Source organism: Hydrogenophaga sp. (genome assembly GCF_025699295.1).
In the GTDB taxonomy this organism is placed as follows: Bacteria; Pseudomonadota; Gammaproteobacteria; order Burkholderiales; family Burkholderiaceae_C; genus Hydrogenophaga.
Genome location: NZ_JAILWB010000009.1, coordinates 84366 through 108134, shown reverse-complemented (window position 1 = coordinate 108134; position 23769 = coordinate 84366). Strand labels below are relative to the sequence as shown.

35 protein-coding genes and 1 tRNA gene are annotated in these 23769 nt (G+C 64.4%); 10 read left to right on the top strand and 26 right to left on the bottom strand.

Features of this window, described 5'->3' with window-relative positions:
- Positions 1-102 precede the first annotated feature (102 nt).
- Genes K5880_RS11210 through K5880_RS11185 form a run of 6 tightly spaced genes read left to right on the top strand, consistent with a single transcriptional unit; the run spans position 103 to position 7079 of the window.
- Positions 103-2463 carry a bifunctional salicylyl-CoA 5-hydroxylase/oxidoreductase gene (locus K5880_RS11210; protein ID WP_297651761.1) on the top strand — a complete coding sequence of 787 codons (2361 nt, stop codon included), beginning with the start codon at positions 103-105 and terminating at the stop codon, positions 2461-2463.
- Positions 2460-2966 carry a MarR family transcriptional regulator gene (locus tag K5880_RS11205; RefSeq protein ID WP_297651758.1) on the top strand — a complete coding sequence of 169 codons (507 nt, stop codon included), beginning with the start codon at positions 2460-2462 and terminating at the stop codon, positions 2964-2966. Before K5880_RS11210 ends, K5880_RS11205 begins: the two co-directional genes overlap by 4 nt.
- On the top strand, positions 2963-3817 hold the full coding sequence (locus K5880_RS11200) for an enoyl-CoA hydratase family protein (RefSeq protein ID WP_297651755.1): 855 nt from the start codon (positions 2963-2965) through the stop codon (positions 3815-3817). Before K5880_RS11205 ends, K5880_RS11200 begins: the two co-directional genes overlap by 4 nt.
- 12 nt (positions 3818-3829) lie before the next feature.
- On the top strand, positions 3830-5026 hold the full coding sequence (locus K5880_RS11195) for an acyl-CoA dehydrogenase family protein (RefSeq protein WP_297651752.1): 1197 nt from the start codon (positions 3830-3832) through the stop codon (positions 5024-5026).
- Positions 5023-6669 carry an AMP-binding protein gene (locus K5880_RS11190; protein ID WP_297651749.1) on the top strand — a complete coding sequence of 549 codons (1647 nt, stop codon included), beginning with the start codon at positions 5023-5025 and terminating at the stop codon, positions 6667-6669. Before K5880_RS11195 ends, K5880_RS11190 begins: the two co-directional genes overlap by 4 nt.
- Positions 6670-6680: 11 nt before the next feature.
- Positions 6681-7079, top strand: a complete 399-nt coding sequence (locus K5880_RS11185; RefSeq protein WP_297651746.1) for a RidA family protein — start codon at positions 6681-6683, stop codon at positions 7077-7079.
- Positions 7080-7095: 16 nt separating this feature from the next.
- Here K5880_RS11185 and K5880_RS11180 read toward each other — a convergent pair whose 3' ends face one another.
- Positions 7096-7320, bottom strand: a complete 225-nt coding sequence (locus K5880_RS11180) for a hypothetical protein (RefSeq protein WP_297651743.1) — start codon at positions 7318-7320, stop codon at positions 7096-7098.
- A gap of 101 nt (positions 7321-7421) precedes the next feature.
- Between K5880_RS11180 and K5880_RS11175 the strand changes: the two genes are divergently transcribed.
- Positions 7422-8021 (top strand): hypothetical protein, encoded by a 600-nt coding sequence (locus K5880_RS11175; RefSeq protein ID WP_297651740.1) that lies wholly within the window; start codon positions 7422-7424, stop codon positions 8019-8021.
- A gap of 8 nt (positions 8022-8029) precedes the next feature.
- Here K5880_RS11175 and K5880_RS11170 read toward each other — a convergent pair whose 3' ends face one another.
- Complete coding sequence (locus K5880_RS11170) at positions 8030-8278, bottom strand: PsiF family protein (RefSeq protein ID WP_297651737.1); 249 nt, start codon at positions 8276-8278, stop codon at positions 8030-8032.
- Between the two features lie 372 nt (positions 8279-8650).
- On the opposite strand from K5880_RS11170, the gene K5880_RS11165 reads away from it, so the two are divergent.
- Entirely contained in the window at positions 8651-8854 is a 204-nt protein-coding gene (locus K5880_RS11165; protein WP_297651734.1) for a putative motility protein, read from the top strand.
- Between the two features lie 5 nt (positions 8855-8859).
- Here K5880_RS11165 and K5880_RS11160 read toward each other — a convergent pair whose 3' ends face one another.
- Positions 8860-9756: a LysR family transcriptional regulator gene (locus K5880_RS11160; protein WP_297651731.1), complete on the bottom strand. Its 897-nt coding sequence runs from the start codon at positions 9754-9756 to the stop codon at positions 8860-8862.
- Positions 9757-9879: 123 nt separating this feature from the next.
- On the opposite strand from K5880_RS11160, the gene K5880_RS11155 reads away from it, so the two are divergent.
- Positions 9880-10317, top strand: coding sequence for a PACE efflux transporter (locus K5880_RS11155; protein WP_297651729.1), 438 nt, complete (start codon positions 9880-9882; stop codon positions 10315-10317).
- Between the two features lie 18 nt (positions 10318-10335).
- On the opposite strand, the gene K5880_RS11150 is transcribed toward K5880_RS11155, so the two are convergent.
- From K5880_RS11150 to K5880_RS11135, 4 genes are read right to left on the bottom strand one after another with little or no spacing between them, the layout of a single operon-like run.
- The gene (locus tag K5880_RS11150) at positions 10336-10656 is read right to left on the bottom strand and encodes a non-heme iron oxygenase ferredoxin subunit (protein ID WP_297651726.1); all 321 of its coding nucleotides are present in this window, start codon (positions 10654-10656) and stop codon (positions 10336-10338) included.
- Positions 10657-10664: 8 nt separating this feature from the next.
- On the bottom strand, positions 10665-11147 hold the full coding sequence (locus tag K5880_RS11145) for an aromatic-ring-hydroxylating dioxygenase subunit beta (RefSeq protein WP_297651723.1): 483 nt from the start codon (positions 11145-11147) through the stop codon (positions 10665-10667).
- Entirely contained in the window at positions 11144-12409 is a 1266-nt protein-coding gene (locus K5880_RS11140; RefSeq protein ID WP_297651720.1) for an aromatic ring-hydroxylating dioxygenase subunit alpha, read from the bottom strand. Before K5880_RS11140 ends, K5880_RS11145 begins: the two co-directional genes overlap by 4 nt.
- Before the next feature lie 46 nt (positions 12410-12455).
- Positions 12456-13442, bottom strand: a complete 987-nt coding sequence (locus K5880_RS11135) for a 2Fe-2S iron-sulfur cluster-binding protein (protein WP_297651717.1) — start codon at positions 13440-13442, stop codon at positions 12456-12458.
- 116 nt (positions 13443-13558) lie between these two features.
- Here K5880_RS11135 and K5880_RS11130 point away from each other — a divergent pair, with 116 nt between their 5' ends.
- Entirely contained in the window at positions 13559-14473 is a 915-nt protein-coding gene (locus K5880_RS11130) for a LysR family transcriptional regulator (protein ID WP_297651714.1), read from the top strand.
- A gap of 141 nt (positions 14474-14614) precedes the next feature.
- Here the strand turns inward: K5880_RS11130 and K5880_RS11125 are convergent.
- The 19 genes from K5880_RS11125 to rplN form a co-directional block, all read right to left on the bottom strand.
- Positions 14615-14691 (bottom strand) — tRNA-Met (locus K5880_RS11125).
- A gap of 17 nt (positions 14692-14708) precedes the next feature.
- Positions 14709-15104, bottom strand: coding sequence for a 50S ribosomal protein L17 (rplQ, locus tag K5880_RS11120; protein ID WP_297651711.1), 396 nt, complete (start codon positions 15102-15104; stop codon positions 14709-14711).
- A gap of 88 nt (positions 15105-15192) precedes the next feature.
- Positions 15193-16179: a DNA-directed RNA polymerase subunit alpha gene (gene rpoA, locus K5880_RS11115; protein ID WP_297651708.1), complete on the bottom strand. Its 987-nt coding sequence runs from the start codon at positions 16177-16179 to the stop codon at positions 15193-15195.
- Positions 16180-16272: 93 nt separating this feature from the next.
- Positions 16273-16896, bottom strand: a complete 624-nt coding sequence (gene rpsD / locus K5880_RS11110) for a 30S ribosomal protein S4 (protein WP_297651706.1) — start codon at positions 16894-16896, stop codon at positions 16273-16275.
- A gap of 149 nt (positions 16897-17045) precedes the next feature.
- Positions 17046-17450: a 30S ribosomal protein S11 gene (gene rpsK / locus K5880_RS11105; protein WP_066267872.1), complete on the bottom strand. Its 405-nt coding sequence runs from the start codon at positions 17448-17450 to the stop codon at positions 17046-17048.
- An 18-nt stretch (positions 17451-17468) separates the two neighbouring features.
- Complete coding sequence (gene rpsM, locus K5880_RS11100) at positions 17469-17834, bottom strand: 30S ribosomal protein S13 (RefSeq protein ID WP_137917294.1); 366 nt, start codon at positions 17832-17834, stop codon at positions 17469-17471.
- A 23-nt stretch (positions 17835-17857) separates the two neighbouring features.
- The gene (rpmJ, locus tag K5880_RS11095) at positions 17858-17971 is read right to left on the bottom strand and encodes a 50S ribosomal protein L36 (protein WP_009514917.1); all 114 of its coding nucleotides are present in this window, start codon (positions 17969-17971) and stop codon (positions 17858-17860) included.
- A 43-nt stretch (positions 17972-18014) separates the two neighbouring features.
- Positions 18015-18233 (bottom strand): translation initiation factor IF-1, encoded by a 219-nt coding sequence (gene infA, locus K5880_RS11090; RefSeq protein WP_066267877.1) that lies wholly within the window; start codon positions 18231-18233, stop codon positions 18015-18017.
- A gap of 9 nt (positions 18234-18242) precedes the next feature.
- Positions 18243-19556 (bottom strand): preprotein translocase subunit SecY, encoded by a 1314-nt coding sequence (secY, locus tag K5880_RS11085; RefSeq protein WP_297651701.1) that lies wholly within the window; start codon positions 19554-19556, stop codon positions 18243-18245.
- A gap of 23 nt (positions 19557-19579) precedes the next feature.
- Positions 19580-20017 carry a 50S ribosomal protein L15 gene (rplO, locus tag K5880_RS11080; protein ID WP_297651698.1) on the bottom strand — a complete coding sequence of 146 codons (438 nt, stop codon included), beginning with the start codon at positions 20015-20017 and terminating at the stop codon, positions 19580-19582.
- A gap of 14 nt (positions 20018-20031) precedes the next feature.
- The gene (gene rpmD, locus K5880_RS11075) at positions 20032-20214 is read right to left on the bottom strand and encodes a 50S ribosomal protein L30 (RefSeq protein ID WP_159589446.1); all 183 of its coding nucleotides are present in this window, start codon (positions 20212-20214) and stop codon (positions 20032-20034) included.
- A gap of 11 nt (positions 20215-20225) precedes the next feature.
- On the bottom strand, positions 20226-20744 hold the full coding sequence (rpsE, locus tag K5880_RS11070; RefSeq protein ID WP_297651693.1) for a 30S ribosomal protein S5: 519 nt from the start codon (positions 20742-20744) through the stop codon (positions 20226-20228).
- An 18-nt stretch (positions 20745-20762) separates the two neighbouring features.
- The gene (rplR, locus tag K5880_RS11065; RefSeq protein WP_297651689.1) at positions 20763-21128 is read right to left on the bottom strand and encodes a 50S ribosomal protein L18; all 366 of its coding nucleotides are present in this window, start codon (positions 21126-21128) and stop codon (positions 20763-20765) included.
- A gap of 11 nt (positions 21129-21139) precedes the next feature.
- Positions 21140-21673: a 50S ribosomal protein L6 gene (gene rplF, locus K5880_RS11060; RefSeq protein WP_297651687.1), complete on the bottom strand. Its 534-nt coding sequence runs from the start codon at positions 21671-21673 to the stop codon at positions 21140-21142.
- 22 nt (positions 21674-21695) lie between these two features.
- Positions 21696-22091 carry a 30S ribosomal protein S8 gene (rpsH, locus tag K5880_RS11055; protein WP_204735158.1) on the bottom strand — a complete coding sequence of 132 codons (396 nt, stop codon included), beginning with the start codon at positions 22089-22091 and terminating at the stop codon, positions 21696-21698.
- Between the two features lie 18 nt (positions 22092-22109).
- The gene (rpsN, locus tag K5880_RS11050; protein ID WP_297651683.1) at positions 22110-22415 is read right to left on the bottom strand and encodes a 30S ribosomal protein S14; all 306 of its coding nucleotides are present in this window, start codon (positions 22413-22415) and stop codon (positions 22110-22112) included.
- 8 nt (positions 22416-22423) lie between these two features.
- Positions 22424-22963 carry a 50S ribosomal protein L5 gene (rplE, locus tag K5880_RS11045; protein ID WP_297651680.1) on the bottom strand — a complete coding sequence of 180 codons (540 nt, stop codon included), beginning with the start codon at positions 22961-22963 and terminating at the stop codon, positions 22424-22426.
- A gap of 2 nt (positions 22964-22965) precedes the next feature.
- Positions 22966-23286 (bottom strand): 50S ribosomal protein L24, encoded by a 321-nt coding sequence (gene rplX / locus K5880_RS11040; protein ID WP_066267894.1) that lies wholly within the window; start codon positions 23284-23286, stop codon positions 22966-22968.
- 9 nt (positions 23287-23295) lie between these two features.
- On the bottom strand, positions 23296-23664 hold the full coding sequence (gene rplN, locus K5880_RS11035; protein ID WP_297651677.1) for a 50S ribosomal protein L14: 369 nt from the start codon (positions 23662-23664) through the stop codon (positions 23296-23298).
- Positions 23665-23769 lie beyond the last annotated feature (105 nt).

Here is a 23769-nt window from a genome sequence, read left to right as displayed (position 1 = left end):
CCATCGCCTTGTGGGCAAACGGGTTTCGCGGGTGCCGCGGCCGTGGTCGGCTACGGGTTTACCCGGTTGGCACCTGATATTTTAAGCCTAAACTAATTAGGCATGAAAACATCGGTTCCTGCGCTCCAGCGCATCCTGTGCATCGGCGGGGGTCCAGCGGGTCTGTACTTCGCCCTGCTGATGAAGCGGCGCGCCCCGTCGCTGACCATCACCGTGGTCGAGCGCAACCGGCCTTTCGACACCTTCGGCTGGGGCGTGGTGCTGTCGGACCAGACGCTGGGCAACCTGCGCGGCGCCGACCCCGAATCGGCGGCGCTGATCGGCGAGGCCTTCAACCACTGGGACGACATCGAGGTGTTCTTCAAGGGTGGCCGCGTGCGTTCGGGCGGCCATGGCTTCTGCGGCATCGGGCGCAAGAAGCTGCTCAACATCCTGCAGGAACGCTGCCTCGCGCTGGGCGTGGAGCTGGTGTTCGAGACCGACGTCACCGACGACCAGGCCCTGGCCGCGCAATACAACGCCGACCTGGTGATCGCCAGCGACGGCCTCAACAGCCGCATCCGCACGCGCTACGCGGACACCTTCCAGCCCGACATCGACACCCGGCAATGCCGCTTCGTCTGGCTCGGCACGAAGAAGACATTCGACGCCTTCACCTTCGCCTTCGTACAGACCGAGCACGGCTGGTTCCAGGCGCACGCCTACAAGTTCGACGGCGAGACCTCCACCTTCATCGTGGAGACGCCCGAAGCCGTCTGGAAGGCACACGGCATCGACCAGATGAGCCAGGAAGATGGCGTGGCCTTCTGCGAGAAGCTGTTTGCCCCGTACCTGGATGGTCACGCGCTCATCAGCAATGCGACCCACCTGCGCGGCTCGGCGATCTGGATCCGCTTCCCGCGCGTGATCTGCAACACCTGGGTGCATACCCAGGACATCGCCGGCAAACCGACGCCCATCGTTCTCATGGGTGACGCGGCGCACACCGCGCACTTCTCCATCGGCAGCGGCACCAAGCTCGCACTGGAAGATGCGATCGACCTGGCCGACGAGTTCTCGCGCCACGCCAACGCCGATGTGGCCGAGGTGCTGCAGGGCTACGAGGCTCGCCGCAGCGTCGAGGTGCTCAAGATCCAGAACGCCGCGCGCAACTCCACCGAATGGTTCGAACACGTGGACCGCTACACCGGCATGGAGGTCGAGCAGTTCGCTTATTCGCTGCTCACGCGCAGCCAGCGCATCAGCCACGAGAACCTGCGCCTGCGGGATGCGAAGTGGCTCGAAGGGTATGAAGCGTGGCTCGAAACCCAGACCAGGCCGGGCACGCCGGCGAAGAAGCACCCCACCCCTCCGATGCTGCTGCCGCTCACGGTGCGCGGTCTCACGCTGAAGAACCGCATCGTCGTCTCGCCCATGGCGCAGTACAGCGCGAAGGACGGCGTGGTGGGCGACTACCACCTGGTCCACCTGGGCGCGCGCGCCATGGGCGGCGCCGCGCTGGTGATGGTCGAGATGACCAGCCCCACCCCCGACGGCCGCATCACGCCCGGCTGCCCCGGCCTGTGGAATGATGCGCAGCAGGCGGGCCTGCAGCGCATCGTCGATTTCGTGCATGGCAGCAGCAGCGCGAAGATTGGCCTGCAACTCGGCCACAGCGGAGCCAAGGGCTCCACGCAGCTCGGCTGGGAACAGATCGACGAACCCCTGCACGAAGGCAACTGGCCGCTGCTCTCGGCCAGCGCCGTTGCCTATGGCGAACAGAATCAGGTGCCGCGCGCCATGACGCGCGCCGACATGGACGCGATGACCGCCGCCTTCGTCGAGTCCACGCAGCGCGCCGCTGCAGCGGGCTTCGACTGGCTGGAGCTGCACTGCGCGCACGGCTACCTGCTCTCGGCCTTCATCTGCCCGTTGACCAACCTGCGCACCGACGAGTACGGTGGTTCACTACAGAACCGCTGCCGCTACCCGCTGGAGGTGTTCGCCGCCATGCGCGCGGTGTGGCCACAGGACAAGCCATTCAGTATTCGCATCTCCGCGCACGACTGGGCACCGGGCGGCAACACGCCGGACGACGCGGTCGAGATGGCACGCCTGTTCAAGGCGGCGGGCTGCGACGTGATCGATGTGTCCTCGGGCCAGACCACGCGTCTGGCGAAGCCGGTCTACGGCCGCATGTACCAGACGCCGTTCGCCGACCGCGTGCGCAACGAGGCCGGCATCCTGACGATGGCGGTGGGTGCGATCAGCGAGGCCGACCACGCCAACAGCATCATCGCCGCCGGCCGCGCCGACCTCTGCGCCGTGGCGCGCCCGCACCTGGCCGACCCGGCCTGGACGCTGCACGAGGCGGCGAAGCTGCAGACCCGCGCCATCGAATGGCCGCGCCCCTACGAGAGCGGGCGCGACCAGCTCTACCGTGAAATCGCCCGCCAGCAAGCGCTCAACGCCACGCCGCCATGAACCGATCGCCACTCGACCTTGAAGCCCGCGCCCACAGCGAACACGCGCACGAGCTGCGCCTGTGGCTGCGCTTGCTGACCTGTTCCCAGCTGATCGAGAAACGCGTGCGCACCGGCCTGCGCGAGGTGTTCGACACCACGCTGCCCCGCTTTGACCTCATGGCCCAGCTCGAACGGCACCCCGAGGGGCTGAAGATGAAGGAGCTCTCGCACCGGCTCATGGTGACCGGCGGCAACGTCACCGGCATCACCGACCAGCTGGTGAACGAGGGCCTGGTCGAACGCATGGGTGTGGACGGCGACCGGCGCGCCTTTCGCGTGCGCCTGACCGACCACGGTCGCGCCAGTTTCGTGGACATGGCACGCCAGCACGAACAGTGGATCGTCGAAGCCTTCGAAGGCATGAGCCCGCGCGACCTGGAGAGCCTGCACAGGCTGCTGGGCAAGGTCAAGCAGCAGCAACTCGAACTCAACCGGCGCCTGGACGCCGAGGACCCGACATGAAGCACCCCATCCCCGACCACAACCCGATGCGCGGCCAGTACCGCCCCATGGCCAGCAATGTCCCGACGCACTTCGCGCTCAGCGTGAACGAAGGCGTGGCCACCGTCACGCTCAACCGGCCCGAGCGCAAGAACCCGCTGACCTTCGATTCCTATGCCGAGCTGCGCGACTGGTTCCTGGGCCTGCAGAAGGCCACCGACATCAAGGCCGTGGTGCTGACTGGCGCGGGTGACAACTTCTGCTCCGGCGGCGATGTGCACGAGATCATCGGTCCGCTCACCAAGATGAGCATGCCCGAACTGCTGGCCTTCACGCGCATGACCGGCGCGCTGGTCAGCGCCATGCGCGCCTGCCCGCAGCCCATCGTGGCCGCCATCGACGGCGTGTGCGCCGGCGCCGGCGCGATGATGGCCCTGGCGTCCGACCTGCGCCTGGGCACGCCCGGCACGAACACCGCATTCCTGTTCACCCGCGTCGGCCTGGCCGGCGCCGACATGGGCGCCTGCGCCCTGCTGCCGCGCATGATCGGCCAGGGCCGCGCGAGCGAGCTGCTGTTCACGGGCCGTGCCATGACCGCGCAGGAGGGCCATGCCTGGGGCTTCTTCAACGCGCTGCACGACAGCGCCGCGCTGCTGCCGGCAGCGCACAAGCTCGCAGCCCAGCTCGCGCAGGGCCCGACCTTCGCGCATGGCATGACCAAGACCATGCTGCACCAGGAGTGGGCCATGACGCTGGACCAGGCGATCGAAGCCGAAGCCCAGGCACAGGCCATCTGCATGCAGACGCAGGATTTCCGGCGCGCGTACGAAGCCTTCGCCGCGAAGCAGCGCCCCGTCTTCGAAGGCGATTGAAGGACAAGCACGATGGTCGCCTTCGAACACCCCCACGGCATGCACCCGCCGCAGGCGCAGTGGGAGCTGCCCTTCTTTGACCCGCACCACGGCGAGCTGGCGCAGCGCCTGGCAGACTGGAGCGCGCTGCAGCGCGTGGACGAGAGCGATGATCGCGCGGCCTGCAGGGACTGGGTGGCACGTCTGGGCGAGGCCGGCTGGTTGCGCTACTGCGTACCCGGAGCACACGGCGGTGCCTTGCCCGAACTCGATTCGCGCTCGCTGGTGATCCTGCGCGAGACGCTGGCCTTCCACTCGCCGCTGGCCGACTTCGCCTTCGCCATGCAGGGCCTGGGCAGCGGCGCGATCACGCTCGCCGGCACGCCCGCGCAGCAGACGAAGTACCTGGGCGCCGTGGCCCGCGGCGAGAAGATCGCAGCCTTCGCGCTCAGCGAGCCCGAGGCCGGCTCAGACGTGGCCGCCATGGCCACGCGCGCGGTGCAGGCCGGCAGCGGCTGGACGCTGGACGGCAGCAAGACCTGGATCAGCAACGGCGACCTGGCGGACTTCTACGTCGTCTTCGCCAAGACCGAACCCGATGCCGGCGCGCGCGGCATCAGCGCCTTCATCGTCGACGCACCGCACGCCGGCCTGGACAGCAGCGCGCACATCCACGTGATGGCGCCCCACCCACTGGCCACGCTGCGCTTCCAGGCCTGCGAGATCGGTGGCGACGCCCTGCTCGGCCCGCTGCACGGCGGTTTCAAGCTGGCCATGCGCACGCTGGACATCTTCCGCGCCTCGGTGGCCGCGGCCGCGCTGGGCATGGCACGCCGCGCCTTCGCTGAAGCCGTGGCGCACGCGAAGCAGCGCCGCATGTTCGGCCGGACCCTGGCTGACTTCCAGCTCACGCAGGCCAGGCTGGGCGAGATGAGCGCGCTGATCGATGCCGCCGCCCTGCTCACCTACCGCGCCGCCTGGCAGCGCGACCGCAGCAGCACGCAGGGTGCGGGCACGCCCGCCTACACCGCCGCCGCCGCGAGCGCCAAGCTCAGCGCCACCGAGAACGCGCAGCGCGTGATCGACATGGCATTGCAGATGTTCGGCGGGCGCGGCGTGCAGGTGGGCCAGAAGATCGAAAGCCTGTACCGCGACATCCGCTCGCTGCGCATCTACGAAGGCGCGAGCGAGGTGCAACTGCTCATCCTCGGCAAGGCCGCATTGAAATGAACACCCCTTCCGCGCAAACCGACCGCTTCGTTCACGACCGCCTCCCCCCACCCGGGCAGTGGCCCGAGCTGCGCTTCGACCGGCCCGAACTGCAGTTACCCGACCACGTCAACGCGGTGCAGGCCCTGTTCGACCGCGCGCTGCAGGCCGGCCATGGCGATCGCCCGCTGCTGCGCAGCGACGAACGCACCCTCACCTACGCGCAGGCGCAAACCGAAGTCAACCGCATTGCCAACGTGTTGACCGGTGAGCTGGGCCTCGTGCCGGGCAACCGCGTGCTGCTGCGCGGCGGCAACTCGGTGGCCATGGCGCTGGCCTGGCTGGCCACGGTGCAGGCGGGGCTGATCGCGGTGGCCACCATGCCACTGCTGCGCGCCAAGGAACTCGGCGCCATCATCGCCAAGGCGCAACCCTCGGTGGCGCTGTGCGACGTCAAGCTGCAGGACGAACTCAAGGCCGCCCTGTCGGCCGACCCGGACCACGCGGGCATGCCATTGCGCGTGTTCAACACCGGTGGCACGGACGGGTCGCAGTCGCTGGAGTCGCTGTCCGCACGCCAGCCGGAACACGCTACACCCTGCCCCACCGCCGCCACCGACATCGCGCTGCTGGCCTTCACCTCGGGCACCACCGGCACCCCCAAGGCCGCGGTGCACACCCACCGCGACGTGCTCGCCGCCTGCGAGACCTGGCCACGGCATGTGCTGCGCGCCACGCCCGAGGACATCGTGCTGGGTTCACCGCCGCTGGCCTTCACCTTCGGCCTGGGCGGCCTGCTGGTGTTCCCGATGTGGGCCGGTGCCTCGGTGTACTTCCCCTCCATTCCCTACACGCCCGAAGCGATGGTGCAACTCATCGGCCGCGTGGGCGCGACCATCTGCTACACCGCGCCCACCTTCTACCGCCAGATGGCTCCGTTCGCGCAGCGCCACGGCATCGGCCGCCTGCGCATCAGCGTGAGCGCGGGCGAAGGCCTGCCCGACGCCACGCGCCAGCTCTGGAAGGAAGCCAGCGGGCTGGAGATGCTTGACGGCATTGGCGCCACCGAGATGTTCCACATCTTCATCTCCTCGCCGCCCGAGGCGGTGCGCCGGGGTGCCATCGGCCAGGTGGTGCCGGGCTACCAGGCGCGCGTGGTCGGCGACGACGGCGAGCCGCTGCCGGTGGGCGAGGTGGGCAAGCTCGCGGTGATCGGCCCAACCGGCTGCAAGTACCTGGACGAACCGCGCCAGACGCAGTACGTCAAGGACGGCTGGAACTACCCCGGCGACGCCTTCCGCCAGGACGCCGACGGCTACTTCTTCTACCAGGCACGCACCGACGACATGATCATCACCGCCGGCTACAACGTGGCCGGCCCCGAGGTGGAGGCCGCGCTGCTGCTGCACCCGGCCGTGGCCGAGTGCGGCGTGGTCGGCAAACCCGACGACGAGCGCGGCCAGATCGTCATGGCCTACGTGGTGCTCAAGCCCGGCGAGGCCGCAGATGCCGCGCAGGTGAAATCACTGCAGGACCACGTAAAGCAGAACATGGCGCCCTACAAATACCCGCGCGAGGTGGTTTTCGTGACCACGCTGCCGCGCACCGAGACCGGCAAGCTGCAGCGCTTCGCGCTGCGCCAGCAGGCCCACAAGACCCCTTGAGACCGAGAGAGATGAAACACCTGCAACCGCCCGGCTGGGCAGCACCCAAAGGCTACGCCAACGGCATCGCCGCGCGTGGCACCCACGTCTATGTCGGTGGCCAGATCGGCTGGAACGCCGCCCAGGCGTTCGAGAGCGACGACTTCATCGCGCAGACGCGCCAGACCCTGCTCAACGTGCGTGACGTGCTCGCCTGCGCCGACGCCGGGCCGCAGCACATGGTGCGCATGACGTGGTACGTGACCGACCGCGTGGAGTACAACGCGCGCCTGCGCGAACTGGGCGAGGTCTACCGCGAGGTGATGGGGCGCCACTTCCCGGCCATGACCTGCGTGGAGGTCAGCGCACTGATGGAGGCGCGCGCCAAGGTGGAGATCGAGGTCACGGCGGTCGTGCCGGACCCTGTGTGACACACCGGCGGGCCGTTCACCAGAGCGCCGAATCGCGCATGTCCTGCAGCTTGCGGCGGTCGCGCTGCAGGCGTCCCTGCACGACGACAAACACCGCAATGGCCAGCGCGACGCCCACCAGCACGCCTTCCCCAGTGGACAGGGCCCGGCCCAGCCAGGCCGCCGCGACCCATGCGATGGCGGCGAGGCCGGCAGCCCACACGGCAATGGCAATGGCGATCAGCGACAGTCGTCGAAACATGGGGGCAATGGCGTCGGGGGGTGCAGAGCGGGGATTTTCGCATTCCCGCTCCAGTTTGGGTAACTACACTGGCGTCCTGCTTACACGCCCCACAACCTGCAATGGACATCCTGATTCTCGCGCTGGCGGTGGCCTCGCTCATCGTCTTCTTCAACGCCCACGCGCAAAAGCGGCGCATCGCGCTGCTGGGCCGCCACCTCGGCCAGTACCGGATCGAAGCCCTGATGGAGAACATCACGCAGGGCTATCTGCGCGCGCTGGGCGAGGACGACCCCGAACGCCGTGAACAGATCTGGAGCCTGCTCACCGGCGCCGAGGGCGACATTGCAGAGCAGTTCGGCCGCTTCGCCAGCGATTTCTCCAAGGTCGACACGGCATCCACACGGGTGAGCCGGCTGACCCTTCCCTGGGCCAGTCAGCTGTTTCCGGGTGCCAGCTTCGACCTGCGGGAAGCTCTGCGCATTCACGCGCGGGGCATCGCCGACGCGGCGGCCAACCAGGCGCAACGCACGCCGCGCGACAAGGCTTTCCTGCTCTCGGCCGAACTGTTCCTGATGCAGCACACCTGCCACTGGTACTGCCGCTCGCGGGCCACCGCTTCGGCGCGTCTGCTGCGGCGCCACCAGACCAGCCACGCGCAGGTACTGGCGGCCGTGTCGCCCGGGACGCGCCGGGCCTACGCCGCGCTGACCGGCGTCTGAGACCCGGGTCAGCCGACGGCGTCGCGGTTGCACTTCCTGGTGAAGCTGGTCTTCGCTGCGCCGGAGAGCTTCTTCTCGGTCGACGCCACGTCGCAGGCGGCGGCCGCGTCCCGGGTGCACTTCTTCAGGAACGATGTCCTGGCCGCACCGGCCAGCTTCTTTTCCATGGCGGCTGCGTTGCAGCTCATGCCTTCGGCAAAGGCGGCAACGGGCACAAGGGCGGCAAGCGCAAGGGAACAGGCGACAACAAGGCGCATGGGAGTCTCCGGGTTGAAAGCGCCATTGGAGACGCGGGCCGGAGCGCTGTCAAGAATACCCTCCCGGGGTACATCATCCAGCCCCTCGGGGGGACACGTCAGGACGCCTGAAGGGACAGTGCCTGGGCCGGCGCGCCCGGCAAAGCCAGACCTGGCCAGAACGTGTCACGTGACTGGCATGAAACAAGAGCCGCTCACGGCGTCCACCCCCGCATCCCGGGCCCTGCGCCGATCTTGCTGAAGAACAGCGACATCTCGGTCTGAACGCACAACACCATCGCCGGGCGCCTGCTGCCGCAGGACTGAGCGTGTGTGCCGTCAAGTTCGTTCCCATGTGGCCGATAGACAGGCATTCTTGTTACAGAGCCCCTCATGGACGTCTCCCCCGTCGCCATGGTCACCGCCGTCGCCGGCATGCAGCGTGACCAGACCACCCACGAAGCCCAGCTGCTGGTGCTGAAGAAGGCCATGGACATCCAGTCGGCCGGTGCCATGGCCATGCTCAACGCGCTGCCCGCCAGCCTGCCGCTGGCACCGGACGGCGCTTTGGGCACACAGGTCAACGCCCTGGTCTGAAAGGCTCAGCCATCTTCCTTGGTGGCCTGGCGCATCAACTCGATGAACCGTTTCGCACCCAGCCCCATCGCGCGCTCGGTGTGCCACACCACGTCCACCCATACCCGCAGCTCGTTGCTGATGTTGCCGAAGCGGATCTCCATCAGCGAGCCCGCTGCCACCAGCGGTTCGACCAGGCTGCGCGGCAGGTAGGCCCACCCCAGACCGGCCTGCACCAGGCTCAGGGTGGCCAGGTGGCTGTCGGTGCGCCAGATGTGCCGTGCCAGCAGCAGGCGCGGATCGCGCCCCTGCGTGTCGCGGCCGACCACGGCGATCTGGCGGATGTCGATCAGGTCGTTGAGTTGCAGCTTGCCTTCACGCGTCTGCCCCGCGGGATGGTCGGGCGAAATCACGGCCACCAGGATCTCCTGGCCCAGCTCCTGGAAACCCTCGCGCTCGTCGGTGCCCGGGCGCTCGAACACCAGCGCCAGATGCGCATCGCCCGCGTGCAGCATGCGCAGCGCGTCCGCCTGCGGCGCCGAGAGCACCTCCACGATGAGGGACGGAAACTCCGACGCGAGCACCGCCAGCGGCTGACTCCAGGGCGCCGACAGCAGTTCGGGGGCAATCGCGATGGTGAGCTGCCGCTCCAGACCCTGGTGCAACCCCTGCGCGTGCGCCTGCAGCTGCCGCAGCTGGCTGGCCAACTGGCGCGCCTGCGGCTCCAGCGCGCGCGCCACGTCGGTGGGCCGGGGCTCGCGCGTGCGGCGATCGAACAGCTGGAGGTCGAGCTCGGCCTCGAGCTGCGCAATCACCATACTGACCGCCGACGGCACGCGACCCAGCTGGCGCGCGGCGGCCGAAAAAGAGCCGCTGTCAAGCACTGCAAGAAACACCCGGACGTTGTCGCTGGAGAAGGCCATGTGCACCACACTTATCAGAATTTCTGAAATTATCTGACTTTTTTCGTCAGCCAGATCGCCATAACATGCCCCCATCGCCCCAGCCACTGCACGGGGCTCTTTTCCTTCCCGGGTCTCTGTTCCATGCAAGGCATCCAGCGCAAAGTGATCTACATCACCCTCTACGAGCTCATCGCCATCGCCATCGCCACCACCGGGCTGGCCCTGCTCTCCGACAGCGGCATGGGGCACGCCAGCGTGGCGGCGGTCGCCGCCTCGGCCATCGCGGTGGCCTGGAACCTGGTCTACAACACGCTGTTCGAGCGCTGGGAGGCGCGCCAGGTGAAGCGCGGGCGCAGCCTGCTGCGCCGGGCCGTGCACGCCATCGGCTTCGAAGGCGGCCTGGTGGTCACGCTGGTGCCGCTGTTCGCGTGGTGGCTGAACATCTCGCTCTGGCAGGCCTTCGTGCTCGACCTCGGCCTTATCGCGTTCTTCCTGCTCTACACCTTCGTGTTCAACCTGGTGTTCGACCGCGTCTTCGGGTTGCCGGCGTCGGCACAGCCGGTTCCCCACGGGGCCTGAGCCCAGGGCGGCCGGAGCTCAACCGATCTGCAGAAAAACGCGCTGGCCTTCGATGCGCACCGGGTAGGTGTGAAGGGGCTCGATGGCGGGTTCGCAAGTGGGTCGGCCGTCGCGAACATCGAACTTCCCCTGGTGCAGAGGGCACTCGATCTCGTGGTCTTCGAGGAAACCGTCGCACAGGCGGGCATGACCATGGGTGCACAGGTTGTCGGTCGCAAAAACCTCGTCGCCAACCGTGTAGATGGCAATGTCCTTGCCTGCCACGGCCACGCCGATTACGTCGTCGCTGGGCAGGTCGTCAGCGGCGAGTGCGTCGATCCATTGGGGTGCTTCGCTCATGGTGTGTCTCAGATCGGGTAGATGATGGAATTGGGGATCATTTCGCTGTCGTAGATGCATTCGCGCCGGGCGAACTTCAGGCCCTGCGGCGTCTTGACGACGGTATCGATGTAGCGGCCGACGTTGAACACAGTGCTGGCTTCCGACAGCTTGGTGCGCAGCACCGCATAGTTGGCCTCGCACTCGAAGCGGCCGTCCTCGGTGCGGCGCACCACAGGCGTTCCCACGACGTGGCGCTGATAGTAAGGGTCGTGAAACAGGGTCTCCTTGATGCCGTACACGCGGTCCTTCAACATGCCCTTGCTCGTGAAAGACAAGGTGGCCAGCGGGAATCCGCGCTCGTGGTTCTCCCTCGGCTGGAGACGATAGACGCAGTCGTCGGTGAAAAACTCGGGCCACAGGTCCCACTGGCCCGAGTCCACCGCCGAGGCGTAGTCGGCGTAGAGCTGGTTCAGCGCCAGCCAGTCGTCAAAGTTCATGTTGCTGCTCATTCGGGGACCTCCATCACGCTGCGCCAGTAGCGGTACATGCCACGGATCAGTGTCTCGGTCACCATGTGTTCGGTGTTCTCGACCTCCTTGCCACCGAGCTCGGCCAGTGTGCGGTGAAAAGGTTTGCTCTCGAATGCCTGCTGGGAAAACTCGATCACTTCACCGTCGTCCGCGCTCACGAAGCCGGCTGGCCCGAACAGGTTGGCCTGGCGCAGGCGGCGCTCGGTCATCTCCTCGGTGTCGTCCTCGAATCCGAAGTGCGTCCAGACGAAGTCGAAGCTGCCGTGCCCGTTGGGCTGTATGTGCCGGGTGGAGACGCTGTTGACCTGCTGCTGCAGGATCACGCTCGGAAAAATGGTGGTCATCACCGCCGTCGGACCACCCCACCAGGGCTCGGGAACGATGTCGAGAAAGCTCGGGTCGTTGAGCTGCATGCTTTCCTTGAAGCTGGAGACCTGCGTGACCTGGTCGGACTTGCCCGCGGTGCCGCGCGTGCTGATCATGGCCGCATGCCGGAACTTGTCGTCCATGCGCAGTTGGGACTTGTTGTCCGCGCGCCAGAGGCCGAAGGTGACGAACCAGGTGTGCAGCAGGCCGGGGTGGTACGGGTCCTTGATGTTCTCCTGCATCAGCTTCCAGTTGCCCGGAATGCGCTGGCGGTTGTAGCCCAGGATCCTGAGCTTTCGACCATTGAACAGCCGGTCGAAGTAGCCAAGGATGGTGGGGCCGAGAAATGTCTCCAGCGGCTCGACATCGTGATCGAAGGACGCGAACACCACGCCCCCGCGCACGGCCACCTTCAGCTTGGTCAGGCCGTGGTCACTGGTCTTGAAGTCCGCCGGCATGCCGCCGTGCACCTCGCCGTCCTGCTTCACGCCCCGGCGGAACGGCACACCCTGCAGGTCGCCCTTGAGGGTGTAGCTCCACTGGTGGTAGGGACACACGAATTCCTTGCGGTTGCCATGGCGCTCGCGGCAGAAGCGCATGCCCCGGTGCGCGCAGACGTTCTCCACCACTTGGATGCCACCTTCGGCGTCGCGGGTGAGGATCACCGACCGCTCGCCCACCACCGTGCGCTTGAAGTCACCCGGGCTGGGCACTTCCGCCTCAAGGCCTACGTAACACCAGTGAGCCCTGTAGAAGAAGCGTTCGAGCTCGCGCTTGTAGATGTCCTCGTCCGTGTAGGTGAGGAAGGGGATGCGGTGCGTGCCTTCGGTTTCCCAGGTCACTTCATTGGGGAACACCGTGGGTGATTCGTTCATATCTGTCTCCTGCTTGGGCAATGGGAATGTGAGGTTCCGGGGTTTGTCAGGTCCCCTGGGTATAGAAGGCGTCCGCATGCACATGCTCGGGCGCAACCCCTTTCGTCCTGGCCACGAGAGAGACCGCTTCGACCATGGGTGGCGACCCACAGAGGTAGGCACGCCAGCCTTCGAGATCACCCAGGTCTTCTTCAATGGCCTGTGTCACCAACCCGCTTCGTTGCCTGGCAGGGTCACCCCCGGAACCGATGACCACATGAACCTTGAGCCCGGGATGCACGCGCTGGAGTTCCGTCAGCCACTCGACACCGTAAACATCCTTCGGAGAGCGAACGCCAAAGTACAGATGAACGGGATTGCGCATGCCTGCGCCGATGGCGCCACGCAGAATCGAGAGGATCGGCGCCAGGCCAGTGCCACCAGCCACACAGAGCATGGGCAACTCGTGCTTTCGCCGCAGGTAGGCCGAGCCGAGCGGCCCACTGACTTTCACCGAATCCCCGATCTTCAGCCGGCTGGCGATGTATCCCGTCACACGGCCGCCGGCGACCAGGCGGACATGGAACTCGAACGTGCCATCGTCGCAGAGGCCGGCCATGGAATAGGGACGGACATGCTCCGCGGAGAACTGCAGCTGTACGTATTGGCCAGGAGAGAACTCGATCGGCTTGGCCGGTTTCAGCACCAGGCGCTTGATGTCGTGCGTCATGTCTTCCAGTGCAACCACCGTTGCCTTGACGATGCGCGCCGTGTGCACCACGATTTCATCGGGCTCGGGAATCTCGATGGTGCAGGGCTGGGTGATGTATGTCCGGCAGGCCAGTACACAGGCGTCGCCACCGTTGTTGGGTCGCTGCTGATCGACACCACCTTCCATCACCTCGCCGGACACCACCCTGCATCGGCAGGTTCCGCAGCGCCCCGCCATGCACGAGTACGACATCGGCACCTGCGCGGCGCGAAGCGCGTCGAGCAGATTGGCGCCAGGCTCGACCTGCACGATGCGATTGAGGGGCTGGACAAGAACTTCCATGGCGTGACCGGTGGGTCGGGTGGGTGCGGGGAGTGCATGATCTCGCGCCCTGACCAATCAGCCAATAGAATCACGTGAATAAGGCCCATCACTCAGCGTGATGATGGAAACAAGCCATGGAACTCACCGATATCGATCTCAACCAGCTGGTGTTGTTTCAGCAGCTCATGGTGGAGCGCAAGGTCTCCAAAGTCGCGGACAACCTCGGGCTGACCCAGCCGGCAGTGAGCAACTCGCTGGCCAAGCTTCGACGGCGGCTGGGTGACGAACTGTTCCTGCGGACCCCTTCCGGCATGGTTCCAACGCCTTTTGCGGAACAGCTCGCCGAGCCCGTGGGTTACGCGCTCGGGATGATCCACAGCGGCCTGAACCAGCAGATCAGTTTCGACCCCGCCAAGGCAAAGGGCTCGGTCACGATCGGCATGACCGACATCGGCGAGATCGTCTTTCTTCCGGCCCTCGTGGAGCGGCTCAGCCGGGAGGCCCCAGGATTGAATCTGAACACCGTGCGCAACACCGCCATCAACCTGCGTGAAGACATGGAGTCGGGCAAGGTGGACCTGGCCATTGGCTTGCTTCCCCAGCTGAAGGCCGGCTTCTTCCAGCGGCGGCTGTTCCATCAGAAGTACGTGTGCCTCATGCGCAAGGGTCACGCGCTCAACAAGAAGAAGTTGTCTGTTGCCGAATTCCGCTCGGCCGAACACCTGGTGGTGGTGTCGGCGGGCACCGGGCATGGGAAGGTGGACGAACTCATTCGACAGGCCGGTATTGATCGCCCAATCCGTCTGACCGTGCCTCACTTCGTGAGCGTGGGGCACATCCTGCAAAGCACGGATCTGATCACCACGGTGCCCGAGCGGCTGGCGCAGAAGCTGGCGAAACCGTTTGGTCTGTCGCCCGTCCAGCACCCGGTCAAGTTGCCAGATGTCGCAATCAATGCGTTCTGGCACGCCAAGGCCCATCGCTCACCCGCGAGCCAGTGGCTGCGTGGCGTGGTGTTTGAGCTGTTCGCAGAAGATCCGATCGACTGACCGCTCGCGCGTCCTCACACGCTTCAAGGCACTCAATGGTCTCAAGTACGAGCGCCGATTCTGTGACGGTACAGACCTCGTCACAAACAAAAAAGCCCTCGTTTCCGAGGGCTTCGATGACAAGCAAGTGCTTGATTTTGTTGGTTGCGGAGGCAAGATTTGAACTTGCGACCTTTGGGTTATGAGCCCAACGAGCTACCAGGCTGCTCCACTCCGCGTCAAGCCTGCTATTCTATCACGCTTTATCCGCGTCGGCAGCGGGCGCTGCTTCTTCAGCGCGATCCACCAGTTCGACCAGCGCCATCGGCGCGTTGTCGCCCACGCGGAAACCCATTTTCAGGATGCGGGTGTACCCACCCGGACGGGCCTTGAAGCGCGGGCCCAGTTCGTTGAAGAGCTTCACGACCACGTCACGGTCGCGCAGGCGGTCAAAGGCCAGGCGGCGGTTCGCGACCGTGGGTTCTTTGGCCAGGGTGATCATGGGTTCGACCACGCGGCGCAGCTCCTTGGCCTTGGGCACCGTGGTCTTGATGACTTCGTGCGTGAGCAGCGAATTCATCATGTTGCGCAGCATGGCGAGGCGGTGCTCGCTGGTGCGATTGAGTTTACGAAGTCCGTGTCCGTGACGCATTTTTTCATCCTTTCAGTGTTTTGCCCCCAGCCGTATCAGGTACTGGAAGTTCGTCCGGGCCTGGCCTATGTGGCCAGACGCTGCGGTTTCAGTGCTTGTCCAGGCCGGCGGGCGGCCAGTTCTCAAGCTTCATGCCCAAGGTCAGGCCGCGCGAGGCGAGCACTTCCTTGATCTCGTTGAGCGACTTGCGACCCAGGTTGGGGGTCTTGAGCAGTTCGTTCTCGGTGCGCTGGATCAGATCACCGATGTAGTAGATGTTCTCGGCCTTGAGGCAGTTGGCCGAGCGCACGGTGAGCTCGAGCTCGTCGACCGGGCGCAGCAGGATCGGGTCGAATTGCTGCGAACTGCGCTGGGCAGGTGCGTCGAACGCGGAGAGTTCCACGCCTTCGAGTTGTGCAAAGACCGCAAGTTGCTCGACCAGGATCTTGGCCGATGCGCGAACCGCTTCTTCCGGACCGATGGAACCATTGGTCTCGATCTCGAGCACCAGCTTGTCCAGGTCGGTGCGCTGCTCGACGCGGGCGCTTTCGACCGTGTAGCTCACGCGCTTGACCGGCGAGAACGACGCGTCCAGAACGATGCGCCCGATGGAGCGAGTCTGGTCGTCGTTGCGGCGCAGACTGCCCGGCACGTAGCCACGGCCCTTTTCCACCTTGATCTGCATGTCGAGTTTGGCGCCGTGCGAAAGCGTCGCGATCACATGACCCGGGTTGACGATCTCGACGTCGTGCGGTGTCTGGATGTCGGCGGCGGTGACCAGTCCTTCGCCATCCTTGCGCAGGCTCAGCGTGACTTCATCGCGGTTGTGCAGTTTGAACACCACGCCCTTGAGGTTCAGGAGCATGTTGACGACGTCTTCCTGCACGCCGTCAATGGACGAGTATTCGTGCACGACACCGGCGATGGTGACTTCGGTCGGCGCGTGGCCGGTCATGGAAGAGAGCAGAACCCGACGCAGGGCATTGCCCAGCGTGTGGCCATAGCCACGCTCGAACGGTTCGAGCGTCACCTTGGCGCGATTGGTCGACACTTGTTCGACATTGATGGTTTTGGGCTTCAGCAGATTGTTCAGCATTCAAACTTCCTTCAGGACCCTCGGCTCGTTACACCGATAAGGCAGACGGAGCATGGCCCGACCGCACCGCGAGGGTGCAGGCCGGGAACGGAATTAACGGGAATACAGTTCGACGATCAGCGATTCGTTGATGTCGGAGCCGAACTCATCGCGGTCGGGCGCCTTCTTGAACACGCCTTCAACCTTGTCGGCAGACACGTCGACCCAGGCGGGGAAACCAATCTGCTTGGCCAGCTCGAGCGCTTCGATCACACGGCCCTGCTTCTTCGACTTCTCGCGCACGGCAATCACGTCGCCGGCTTTCACCGAGTAGGACGGAATGTTCACGGCCTTGCCGTTGACGGTGATCGCCTTGTGCGACACGATCTGGCGGGCTTCGGCACGGGTGGAGGCGAAGCCCATGCGGAACACCACGTTGTCCAGGCGCGCTTCCAGCAGGAAGAGCAGGTTTGCGCCGGTGTTGCCGCGGCGGCGGTCGGCCTCGGCGAAGTAGCGGCGGAACTGGCGCTCCAGCACGCCATAGGTGCGCTTGACCTTCTGCTTCTCGCGCAGTTGCACGCCGAAGTCGGAGGTGCGCTGACCCGAGGTGCGACCATGTTGGCCGGGCTTGGAGTCGAACTTGGCCTTGTCGCTGATGGAGCGGCGGGCGCTCTTGAGCAACAGGTCGGAGCCTTCACGGCGAGAGAGTTTGGCCTTGGGGCCGAGGTAACGTGCCACGTTGGTTTCCTTGTTTCACTGCCGCAACCAGCTGTTGCGGGAGCCACCCTTCGAAGAAGGTGGCGGTGGGCTTAGCAAAAATGCCACCGCAGGCATCTGCGGTGGCGCTCGAAAAAAGCCTTCAATTATACCGCGTCAGCGGTCGCACATCAGATGCGACGGCGCTTTTGCGGACGGCAGCCGTTGTGCGGCACCGGCGTCACGTCGGAGATCGAGTTGATCCGGATGCCCAGGGCACCCAACGCGCGCACCGAAGATTCGCGACCCGGGCCCGGGCCCTTGATCTCGACGTCCAGGTTCTTGATGCCCTGCTCGATGGCTGCGCGGCCGGCCACTTCGGAAGCCACCTGGGCGGCGAACGGCGTGGACTTGCGCGAGCCCTTGAAGCCCTGGCCACCCGACGACGCCCAGGACAATGCGTTGCCCTGACGGTCGGTGATGGTGATGATCGTGTTGTTGAACGACGCGTGCACGTGTGCAATGCCGTCGGCAACGTTCTTGCGGACTTTCTTGCGGACGCGGGCAGATGCGCTGCTGGAGGGAGACTTGGCCATGAGGGTCCTTCTAACCGTTTATTTTTTCAGCGACTGGGCAGCCTTGCGGGGGCCCTTGCGCGTACGGGCGTTGGTCTTGGTGCGCTGACCACGCAGCGGCAGACCACGGCGGTGGCGGAAGCCACGGTAGCAACCGATGTCCATCAAACGCTTGATGTTCATGGTGGTTTCACGACGCAGGTCACCCTCGATCGTGAACGTACCGACCTGGTCGCGCACTTTCTCGAGTTCCGCGTCGCTCAGATCCTTGATCTTCTTGGCGTAGTCGATGCCGCAGGCTTCGCAGATCTTGCGAGCGCGGGTGCGGCCAATGCCGAAGATTGCCGTCAAGCCGATTTCGGCGTGCTTGTGCGGCGGAATGTTGATGCCTGCAATACGAGCCATGTTGGGTCCTCTTAACTAACCAGTCAGCCTTGACGCTGCTTGTGACGCGGGTCGGTGCAGATGACGCGCACCACACCATGCCGCTTGATGATCTTGCAGTTGCGGCACATTTTCTTGACCGAAGCCGAAACTCTCATAGTCTTCTCCTAGATATACCTAAAACATTCAACAACTGACCACTCACTTCGAGCGGAACACGATTCGCGCTCGGGTGAGGTCGTAGGGCGTGAGCTCTACCTTGACCTTGTCCCCTGGCAGGATCCGGATGTAGTGCATCCGCATCTTGCCGCTGATGTGCCCCAGCACCACATGACCGTTTTCGAGCTTGACCCTGAAGGTTGCATTGGGGAGGTTCTCAACCACCTCCCCCTGCATCTCGATCACATCGTCCTTGGCCATAAGCGAAGTTCAAGGGGAGGTTTTGAAATTGGCCTTCTTGAGCAGCGATTCGTATTGCTGCGACATCATGTAATTCTGAACCTGGGCCATGAAGTCCATGGTGACCACCACAATGATCAGCAGGGAGGTGCCACCGAAATAAAACGGCACGTTGTATTCAAGGATCAGGAACTCGGGCAACAGGCACACGGCGGTGATGTAGATCGCGCCCGCCAGCGTCAGTCTCAAAAGAATCCGGTCGATGTAGCGGGCGGTCTGGTCACCCGGGCGGATACCAGGAATGAACGCACCACTCTTCTTCAGGTTGTCCGCGGTTTCGCGGCTATTGAACACCAGCGCGGTGTAGAAGAAACAGAAGAAGATGATGGCGGCCGCGTACAGCGCCACATAGATCGGCTGACCCGGCGACAGGGCCGAAGCAATGTCGCGCAGCCAGCGGGTCGAGTCACCCGTGCTCACCCAGCTCACCACCGTGGTGGGCAGCAGGATGATGGACGAGGCAAAGATCGGGGGGATCACTCCGGCCATGTTCAGCTTGAGCGGCAGGTGCGACGATTGACCGCCATACACCTTGTTGCCCACCTGCCGGCGCGCATAGTTCACCAGGATTTTGCGCTGGCCACGCTCCACAAATACCACGAAGTAGGTGACGAGAACCACCAGCGCAATGATGAAGATGGCCACCAGAATGTTCATGGCACCGGTGCGGACCAGCTCCAGCAGACCGCCCACGGCGCTCGGCAGACCTGCGGCGATGCCGGCAAAGATCAGGATCGAAATGCCGTTGCCCAGGCCGCGCTCGGTGATCTGTTCGCCGAGCCACATCAGGAACATCGTGCCAGCCACCAGACTGACCACGGCAGTCAGACGAAAGCCCATGCCAGGCTCGATCACCAGACCGGCGGAGCCTTCCAAAGCCAACGCGATGCCCATGGACTGGAAGATCGCCAGCGCCAGCGTGCCGTAGCGCGTGTACTGCGTGATCTTGCGGCGACCCGCCTCGCCTTCCTTCTTCAACTGCTCGAACGTGGGCACCACGTAGGTCATCAGCTGCATGATGATCGACGCCGAGATGTACGGCATGATGCCCAGCGCAAACACGGTGAAACGCGACAATGCGCCACCCGAGAACATGTTGAACAGGCTGAGGATGCCGCCCTGCTGCCCCTGGAACAACTGCTCCAGCTGCGCGGGGTCGATGCCGGGCACGGGGATGTGCGCCCCGATGCGGTAGACCACCAGCGCCAGCAACAGAAAGACAAGCCGGCGACGCAGGTCGCCGAACTTGCCGGTTTTTGCCAGGGACGTGGATCCAGTTGCCACAGGAGTTTTCCGTCTGTCTCTGATTACGCCGCAGCCAGGGAGCCACCAGCGGCTTCGATCGCCTGCTTGGCGCCCGCCGTCGCGGTGATGTCCTTGAGGGTCACCGCGCGGGTGATCTCACCGGTCTTGATGACCTTGACACGCTTGGCCAGGTGGGGCACGAGGCCTGCCTGCTTGAGCACGAGCACGTCGATTTCGGCCACGTCGAGCGCATTGAGCGCGCCCAAGGTGACTTCGGCGTTGAACTGCAGTTGCGCCGACTTGAAGCCACGCTTGGGCAGACGGCGCTGGAGCGGCATCTGGCCGCCTTCGAAGCCGACCTTGTGGTAACCGCCAGAGCGGGACTTCTGCCCTTTGTGACCACGACCCGCGGTCTTGCCCAGGCCCGAGCCGATGCCACGGCCGACGCGGCGCTTGGCATGTTTGGCGCCTTCGGAAGGCTTGATGGAATTGAGTTGCATGTCAGTGACTCCGATCAGACGATTTTGACCAGGTAGCTGATCTTGTTGATCATGCCGCGCACGGCGGGCGTGTCCTGCAGCTCGCTGACGCTGTTGAGCTTGCGCAGGCCCAGGCCACGGACGGTATCGCGGTGGGATTGCTTGGTTCCAATGGGGCTGCGCACCAGTTGAACTTTGACGGTGTTTTGAGTGGTCATGATCGCTCCAGTCAACCCATGATCTCTTCGACGGACTTGCCACGCTTGGCAGCCACGTCGGCAGGGGTCGTCGAGTTCTTCAGCGCGTCCAGCGTGGCGCGCACCAGGTTGTAGGGGTTGCTCGAGCCATGGCTCTTGGCCACGACGTCGGTGATGCCCAGCACCTCGAACACTGCGCGCATCGGGCCGCCAGCAATGATGCCGGTACCTTTGGATGCTGGCAGCATCATGACATTGGATGCGCCGTGCTCGCCATGCACGCTGTGGTGCAACGAACCGTTCTTGAGCGACACCTTGATCATGTTGCGGCGGGCCTGCTCCATGGCTTTCTGCACGGCCACCGGCACTTCACGTGCCTTGCCCTTGCCCATGCCGACGCGGCCATCGCCATCACCGACCACGGTCAATGCAGCGAAACCCAGGATGCGACCGCCCTTGACCACCTTGGTCACACGGTTGATCGCGATCATCTTCTCGCGCAGACCGTCTTCGTTCGCTTCGTTCTTGATGTTTGCCGTAAATTTAGCCATTTTGTGTATTCCGTTTGATCAGAACTGCAGACCGGCTTCGCGCGCCGCGTCCGCAAGGGCTTTCACCCGGCCGTGGTATGCAAAACCGGAACGGTCAAACGCCACTTTTTCAATACCGGCAGCCTTCGCTTTTTCAGCGATGCGCTTGCCCACAAGGGCTGCGGCGACGGTGTTGCCACCCTTGCCGGCACCACCGATCTGGGCGCGCACCTCGGCTTCGGCCGTCGACGCGGTCGCCAGCACGCGGCCACCATCGTCGGAGATGACGCTGGCGTAGATGTGCAGGTTGGTGCGGTTCACGCTCAGGCGCACGGCGCCTTGCTGCGCGATGCGGATGCGCGTCTGGCGGGCGCGGCGGAGACGTTGCTCTTTCTTGGTCAACATGATCCTGGTCCTTATTTCTTCTTGGTTTCCTTGATCACGACCTTCTCATCCGCGTAGCGGATGCCCTTGCCCTTGTAGGGCTCGGGGGGGCGAACGGCTCGCACCTCGGAAGCGATCTGACCCACGCGCTGGCGGTCGGAACCCTTGATGACGATTTCTGTCGGCGTCGGGGTTTCCACCTTGATGCCAGCGGGCATATCCATCACCACGGGGTGGGAGTAGCCGACCGTCAGGTTGAGCTTGGCACCTTGCGCCTGCGCCTTGTAACCCACGCCCAGCAGTGTCAGCTTCTTTTCGAAACCCTTGCTCACGCCGTTGACCATGTTGTTGACCAGCTGGCGCATGGTGCCCGACATGGCGTTGGCTTCACGCGATTCATCCGCCGGAGCGAACGTCAGCGTGCCAGCGTTGTTCTCAATCTTGACCAGCGCGTTCTGCGCCAGCGCCAAGGCACCCAGGGCACCCTTGACGTTGATCTGGTTGTCCTTGAACGCGATCTCCACCCCGGCTGGGACGGCGACCGGCAGTTTTCCAATACGTGACATCAGTTTCTCCTCAATGCCCGCATCAGGCGACGTAACACAGGACTTCGCCACCGACACCGGTAGCGCGCGCCTTGCGGTCGGTCATCACGCCCTGCGGCGTGGTGACGATGGCCACACCCAGGCCGTTCTGGACCTGGGGAATGGCGTTGCGGCCTCGGTAGACGCGCAGGCCGGGACGGCTCACGCGCTCGATGCGCTCGATCACGGGACGGCCGGCGTAGTACTTGAGGGCAATCTCAAGTTCGTTCTTGCCATCGGCGCTCTTGACCTGGAAGCCGTCGATGTAGCCCTCGTCCTTCAGGACCTGGGCAATGGCGGCCTTGACCTTGGAGGCCGGCATCGTCACGACGGCCTTTTCGACCATCTGTGCGTTGCGGATGCGGGTCAACATGTCGGCAATAGGATCACTCATGCTCATTTGTGGTTCTCCTAATGCTTACCAGCTGGCTTTGGTGACGCCGGGAATCTCACCGGCAAACGCCATTTCGCGGACCTTGGCACGGGCCAGGCCGAAGTGGGCGAAGGTGCCACGCGGACGGCCGGTGATCTCGCAGCGGTTGCGCTGGCGGGTCGGGTTCGCGTTGCGGGGCAACTTCTGCAGCGCCAGACGGGCAGCATCGCGCTCTTCGTCGCTCTTCTTGGCATCGTTGGACGTTGCCTTGAGCTCGGTGTATTTCTTGGCGAACTTGGCGGCGAGTTTTTCGCGCTTGAGTTCACGTTGGAGTAGTGCTTGTTTAGCCACGCGCCACCTCAGTTCTTGAACGGAAAACGGAAACCAGCCAGAAGAGCCTTGCACTCTTCATCGTTCTTGGCGGTCGTCGTGATGCTGATGTTGAGACCGCGCAAGGCATCAACCTTGTCGTACTCGATCTCAGGGAAGATGATCTGCTCCTTGACGCCCACGTTGTAGTTGCCCCGGCCGTCGAACGAGCGACCAGAGATACCACGGAAGTCGCGCACACGCGGCAGCGCCACGGTGACAAAGCGGTCCAGGAATTCATACATGCGGGCGCCGCGCAGGGTCACCATGCAGCCGATCGCCTGCTGTTCGCGGATCTTGAAACCCGCGATGGCCTTGCGGGCCTTGGTCACCACCGGCTTCTGGCCGGCGATCTTGGTCAGGTCAGCCACCGCGTTGTCCATGACCTTCTTGTCGGCCACGGCCTCACTCACGCCCATGTTGAGCGTGATCTTGGTGATGCGCGGCACCTCCATGGTCGACTTGTAGCCGAACTTCTTCACGAGGTCCGGGGCGATGGTGTCGCGGAAAACTTCTTGCAAACGTGCCATGGTCATGCCACCTTGATTTCTTCGCCGCTGGACTTGAAGACGCGCACTTTCTTGCCGTCGGCCAGGAGCTTGATGCCCACGCGATCCGCCTTGCCCGTGGCGCCATTGAAGATGGCAACGTTGGACTGATGGATGGGCATGGTCTTTTCAATGATGCCGCCGGTGATGCCCTTCATCGGGTTCGGCTTGGCGTGCTTCTTGACGAGGTTCACGCCCTCGACCACCAGGCGGCTGTCGTCGCTGCGCTGCAGCACCTTGCCGCGCTTGCCCTTGTCGCGGCCGGCAATCACGATGACTTCATCGCCACTACGAATCTTGTTCATGATGATTCCTCAGAGAACCTCAGGTGCCAGCGACACGATCTTCATGAACTTCTCGGTGCGCAGTTCGCGCGTGACCGGTCCGAAGATGCGGGTGCCGATGGGCTCCAGCTTGGCGTTGAGCAACACTGCCGCGTTGCCGTCGAATTTGATCAGGGCGCCGTCCTGGCGGCGAATGCCCTTGGCGGTGCGAACCACCACGGCGTTGTAGACCTCGCCTTTTTTGACGCGGCCACGCGGCGCGGCTTCCTTGACGGTGACTTTGATGACGTCGCCCACGCTGGCGTAACGACGCTTGGAGCCGCCGAGCACCTTGATGCACATCACGGACTTCGCGCCCGTGTTGTCAGCAACATCGAGTCGAGATTGCGTTTGAATCATTTGATTTAAGTCCCAACTTGAATCCCCCCAGCCACCACGGCCGGGAGTGATCAGTCTTGGGCCCGTCGTCGCAAGCCTGCCCGGCGTTTGCCGTGCGGACCTGCT

Coding starts and splice junctions, on each gene's coding strand:
- K5880_RS11210 (WP_297651761.1), top strand. CDS start 103: ATGAAAACATCGGTTCCTGCGCTCCAGCGCATCCTGTGCATCGGCGGG.
- K5880_RS11205 (WP_297651758.1), top strand. CDS start 2,460: ATGAACCGATCGCCACTCGACCTTGAAGCCCGCGCCCACAGCGAACAC.
- K5880_RS11200 (WP_297651755.1), top strand. CDS start 2,963: ATGAAGCACCCCATCCCCGACCACAACCCGATGCGCGGCCAGTACCGC.
- K5880_RS11195 (WP_297651752.1), top strand. CDS start 3,830: ATGGTCGCCTTCGAACACCCCCACGGCATGCACCCGCCGCAGGCGCAG.
- K5880_RS11190 (WP_297651749.1), top strand. CDS start 5,023: ATGAACACCCCTTCCGCGCAAACCGACCGCTTCGTTCACGACCGCCTC.
- K5880_RS11185 (WP_297651746.1), top strand. CDS start 6,681: ATGAAACACCTGCAACCGCCCGGCTGGGCAGCACCCAAAGGCTACGCC.
- K5880_RS11180 (WP_297651743.1), bottom strand. CDS start 7,320: ATGTTTCGACGACTGTCGCTGATCGCCATTGCCATTGCCGTGTGGGCT.
- K5880_RS11175 (WP_297651740.1), top strand. CDS start 7,422: ATGGACATCCTGATTCTCGCGCTGGCGGTGGCCTCGCTCATCGTCTTC.
- K5880_RS11170 (WP_297651737.1), bottom strand. CDS start 8,278: ATGCGCCTTGTTGTCGCCTGTTCCCTTGCGCTTGCCGCCCTTGTGCCC.
- K5880_RS11165 (WP_297651734.1), top strand. CDS start 8,651: ATGGACGTCTCCCCCGTCGCCATGGTCACCGCCGTCGCCGGCATGCAG.
- K5880_RS11160 (WP_297651731.1), bottom strand. CDS start 9,756: ATGGCCTTCTCCAGCGACAACGTCCGGGTGTTTCTTGCAGTGCTTGAC.
- K5880_RS11155 (WP_297651729.1), top strand. CDS start 9,880: ATGCAAGGCATCCAGCGCAAAGTGATCTACATCACCCTCTACGAGCTC.
- K5880_RS11150 (WP_297651726.1), bottom strand. CDS start 10,656: ATGAGCGAAGCACCCCAATGGATCGACGCACTCGCCGCTGACGACCTG.
- K5880_RS11145 (WP_297651723.1), bottom strand. CDS start 11,147: ATGAGCAGCAACATGAACTTTGACGACTGGCTGGCGCTGAACCAGCTC.
- K5880_RS11140 (WP_297651720.1), bottom strand. CDS start 12,409: ATGAACGAATCACCCACGGTGTTCCCCAATGAAGTGACCTGGGAAACC.
- K5880_RS11135 (WP_297651717.1), bottom strand. CDS start 13,442: ATGGAAGTTCTTGTCCAGCCCCTCAATCGCATCGTGCAGGTCGAGCCT.
- K5880_RS11130 (WP_297651714.1), top strand. CDS start 13,559: ATGGAACTCACCGATATCGATCTCAACCAGCTGGTGTTGTTTCAGCAG.
- rplQ (WP_297651711.1), bottom strand. CDS start 15,104: ATGCGTCACGGACACGGACTTCGTAAACTCAATCGCACCAGCGAGCAC.
- rpoA (WP_297651708.1), bottom strand. CDS start 16,179: ATGCTGAACAATCTGCTGAAGCCCAAAACCATCAATGTCGAACAAGTG.
- rpsK (WP_066267872.1), bottom strand. CDS start 17,450: ATGGCCAAGTCTCCCTCCAGCAGCGCATCTGCCCGCGTCCGCAAGAAA.
- rpsM (WP_137917294.1), bottom strand. CDS start 17,834: ATGGCTCGTATTGCAGGCATCAACATTCCGCCGCACAAGCACGCCGAA.
- rpmJ (WP_009514917.1), bottom strand. CDS start 17,971: ATGAGAGTTTCGGCTTCGGTCAAGAAAATGTGCCGCAACTGCAAGATC.
- infA (WP_066267877.1), bottom strand. CDS start 18,233: ATGGCCAAGGACGATGTGATCGAGATGCAGGGGGAGGTGGTTGAGAAC.
- rplO (WP_297651698.1), bottom strand. CDS start 20,017: ATGCAACTCAATTCCATCAAGCCTTCCGAAGGCGCCAAACATGCCAAG.
- rpmD (WP_159589446.1), bottom strand. CDS start 20,214: ATGACCACTCAAAACACCGTCAAAGTTCAACTGGTGCGCAGCCCCATT.
- rpsE (WP_297651693.1), bottom strand. CDS start 20,744: ATGGCTAAATTTACGGCAAACATCAAGAACGAAGCGAACGAAGACGGT.
- rplR (WP_297651689.1), bottom strand. CDS start 21,128: ATGTTGACCAAGAAAGAGCAACGTCTCCGCCGCGCCCGCCAGACGCGC.
- rplF (WP_297651687.1), bottom strand. CDS start 21,673: ATGTCACGTATTGGAAAACTGCCGGTCGCCGTCCCAGCCGGGGTGGAG.
- rpsH (WP_204735158.1), bottom strand. CDS start 22,091: ATGAGCATGAGTGATCCTATTGCCGACATGTTGACCCGCATCCGCAAC.
- rplE (WP_297651680.1), bottom strand. CDS start 22,963: ATGGCACGTTTGCAAGAAGTTTTCCGCGACACCATCGCCCCGGACCTC.
- rplX (WP_066267894.1), bottom strand. CDS start 23,286: ATGAACAAGATTCGTAGTGGCGATGAAGTCATCGTGATTGCCGGCCGC.
- rplN (WP_297651677.1), bottom strand. CDS start 23,664: ATGATTCAAACGCAATCTCGACTCGATGTTGCTGACAACACGGGCGCG.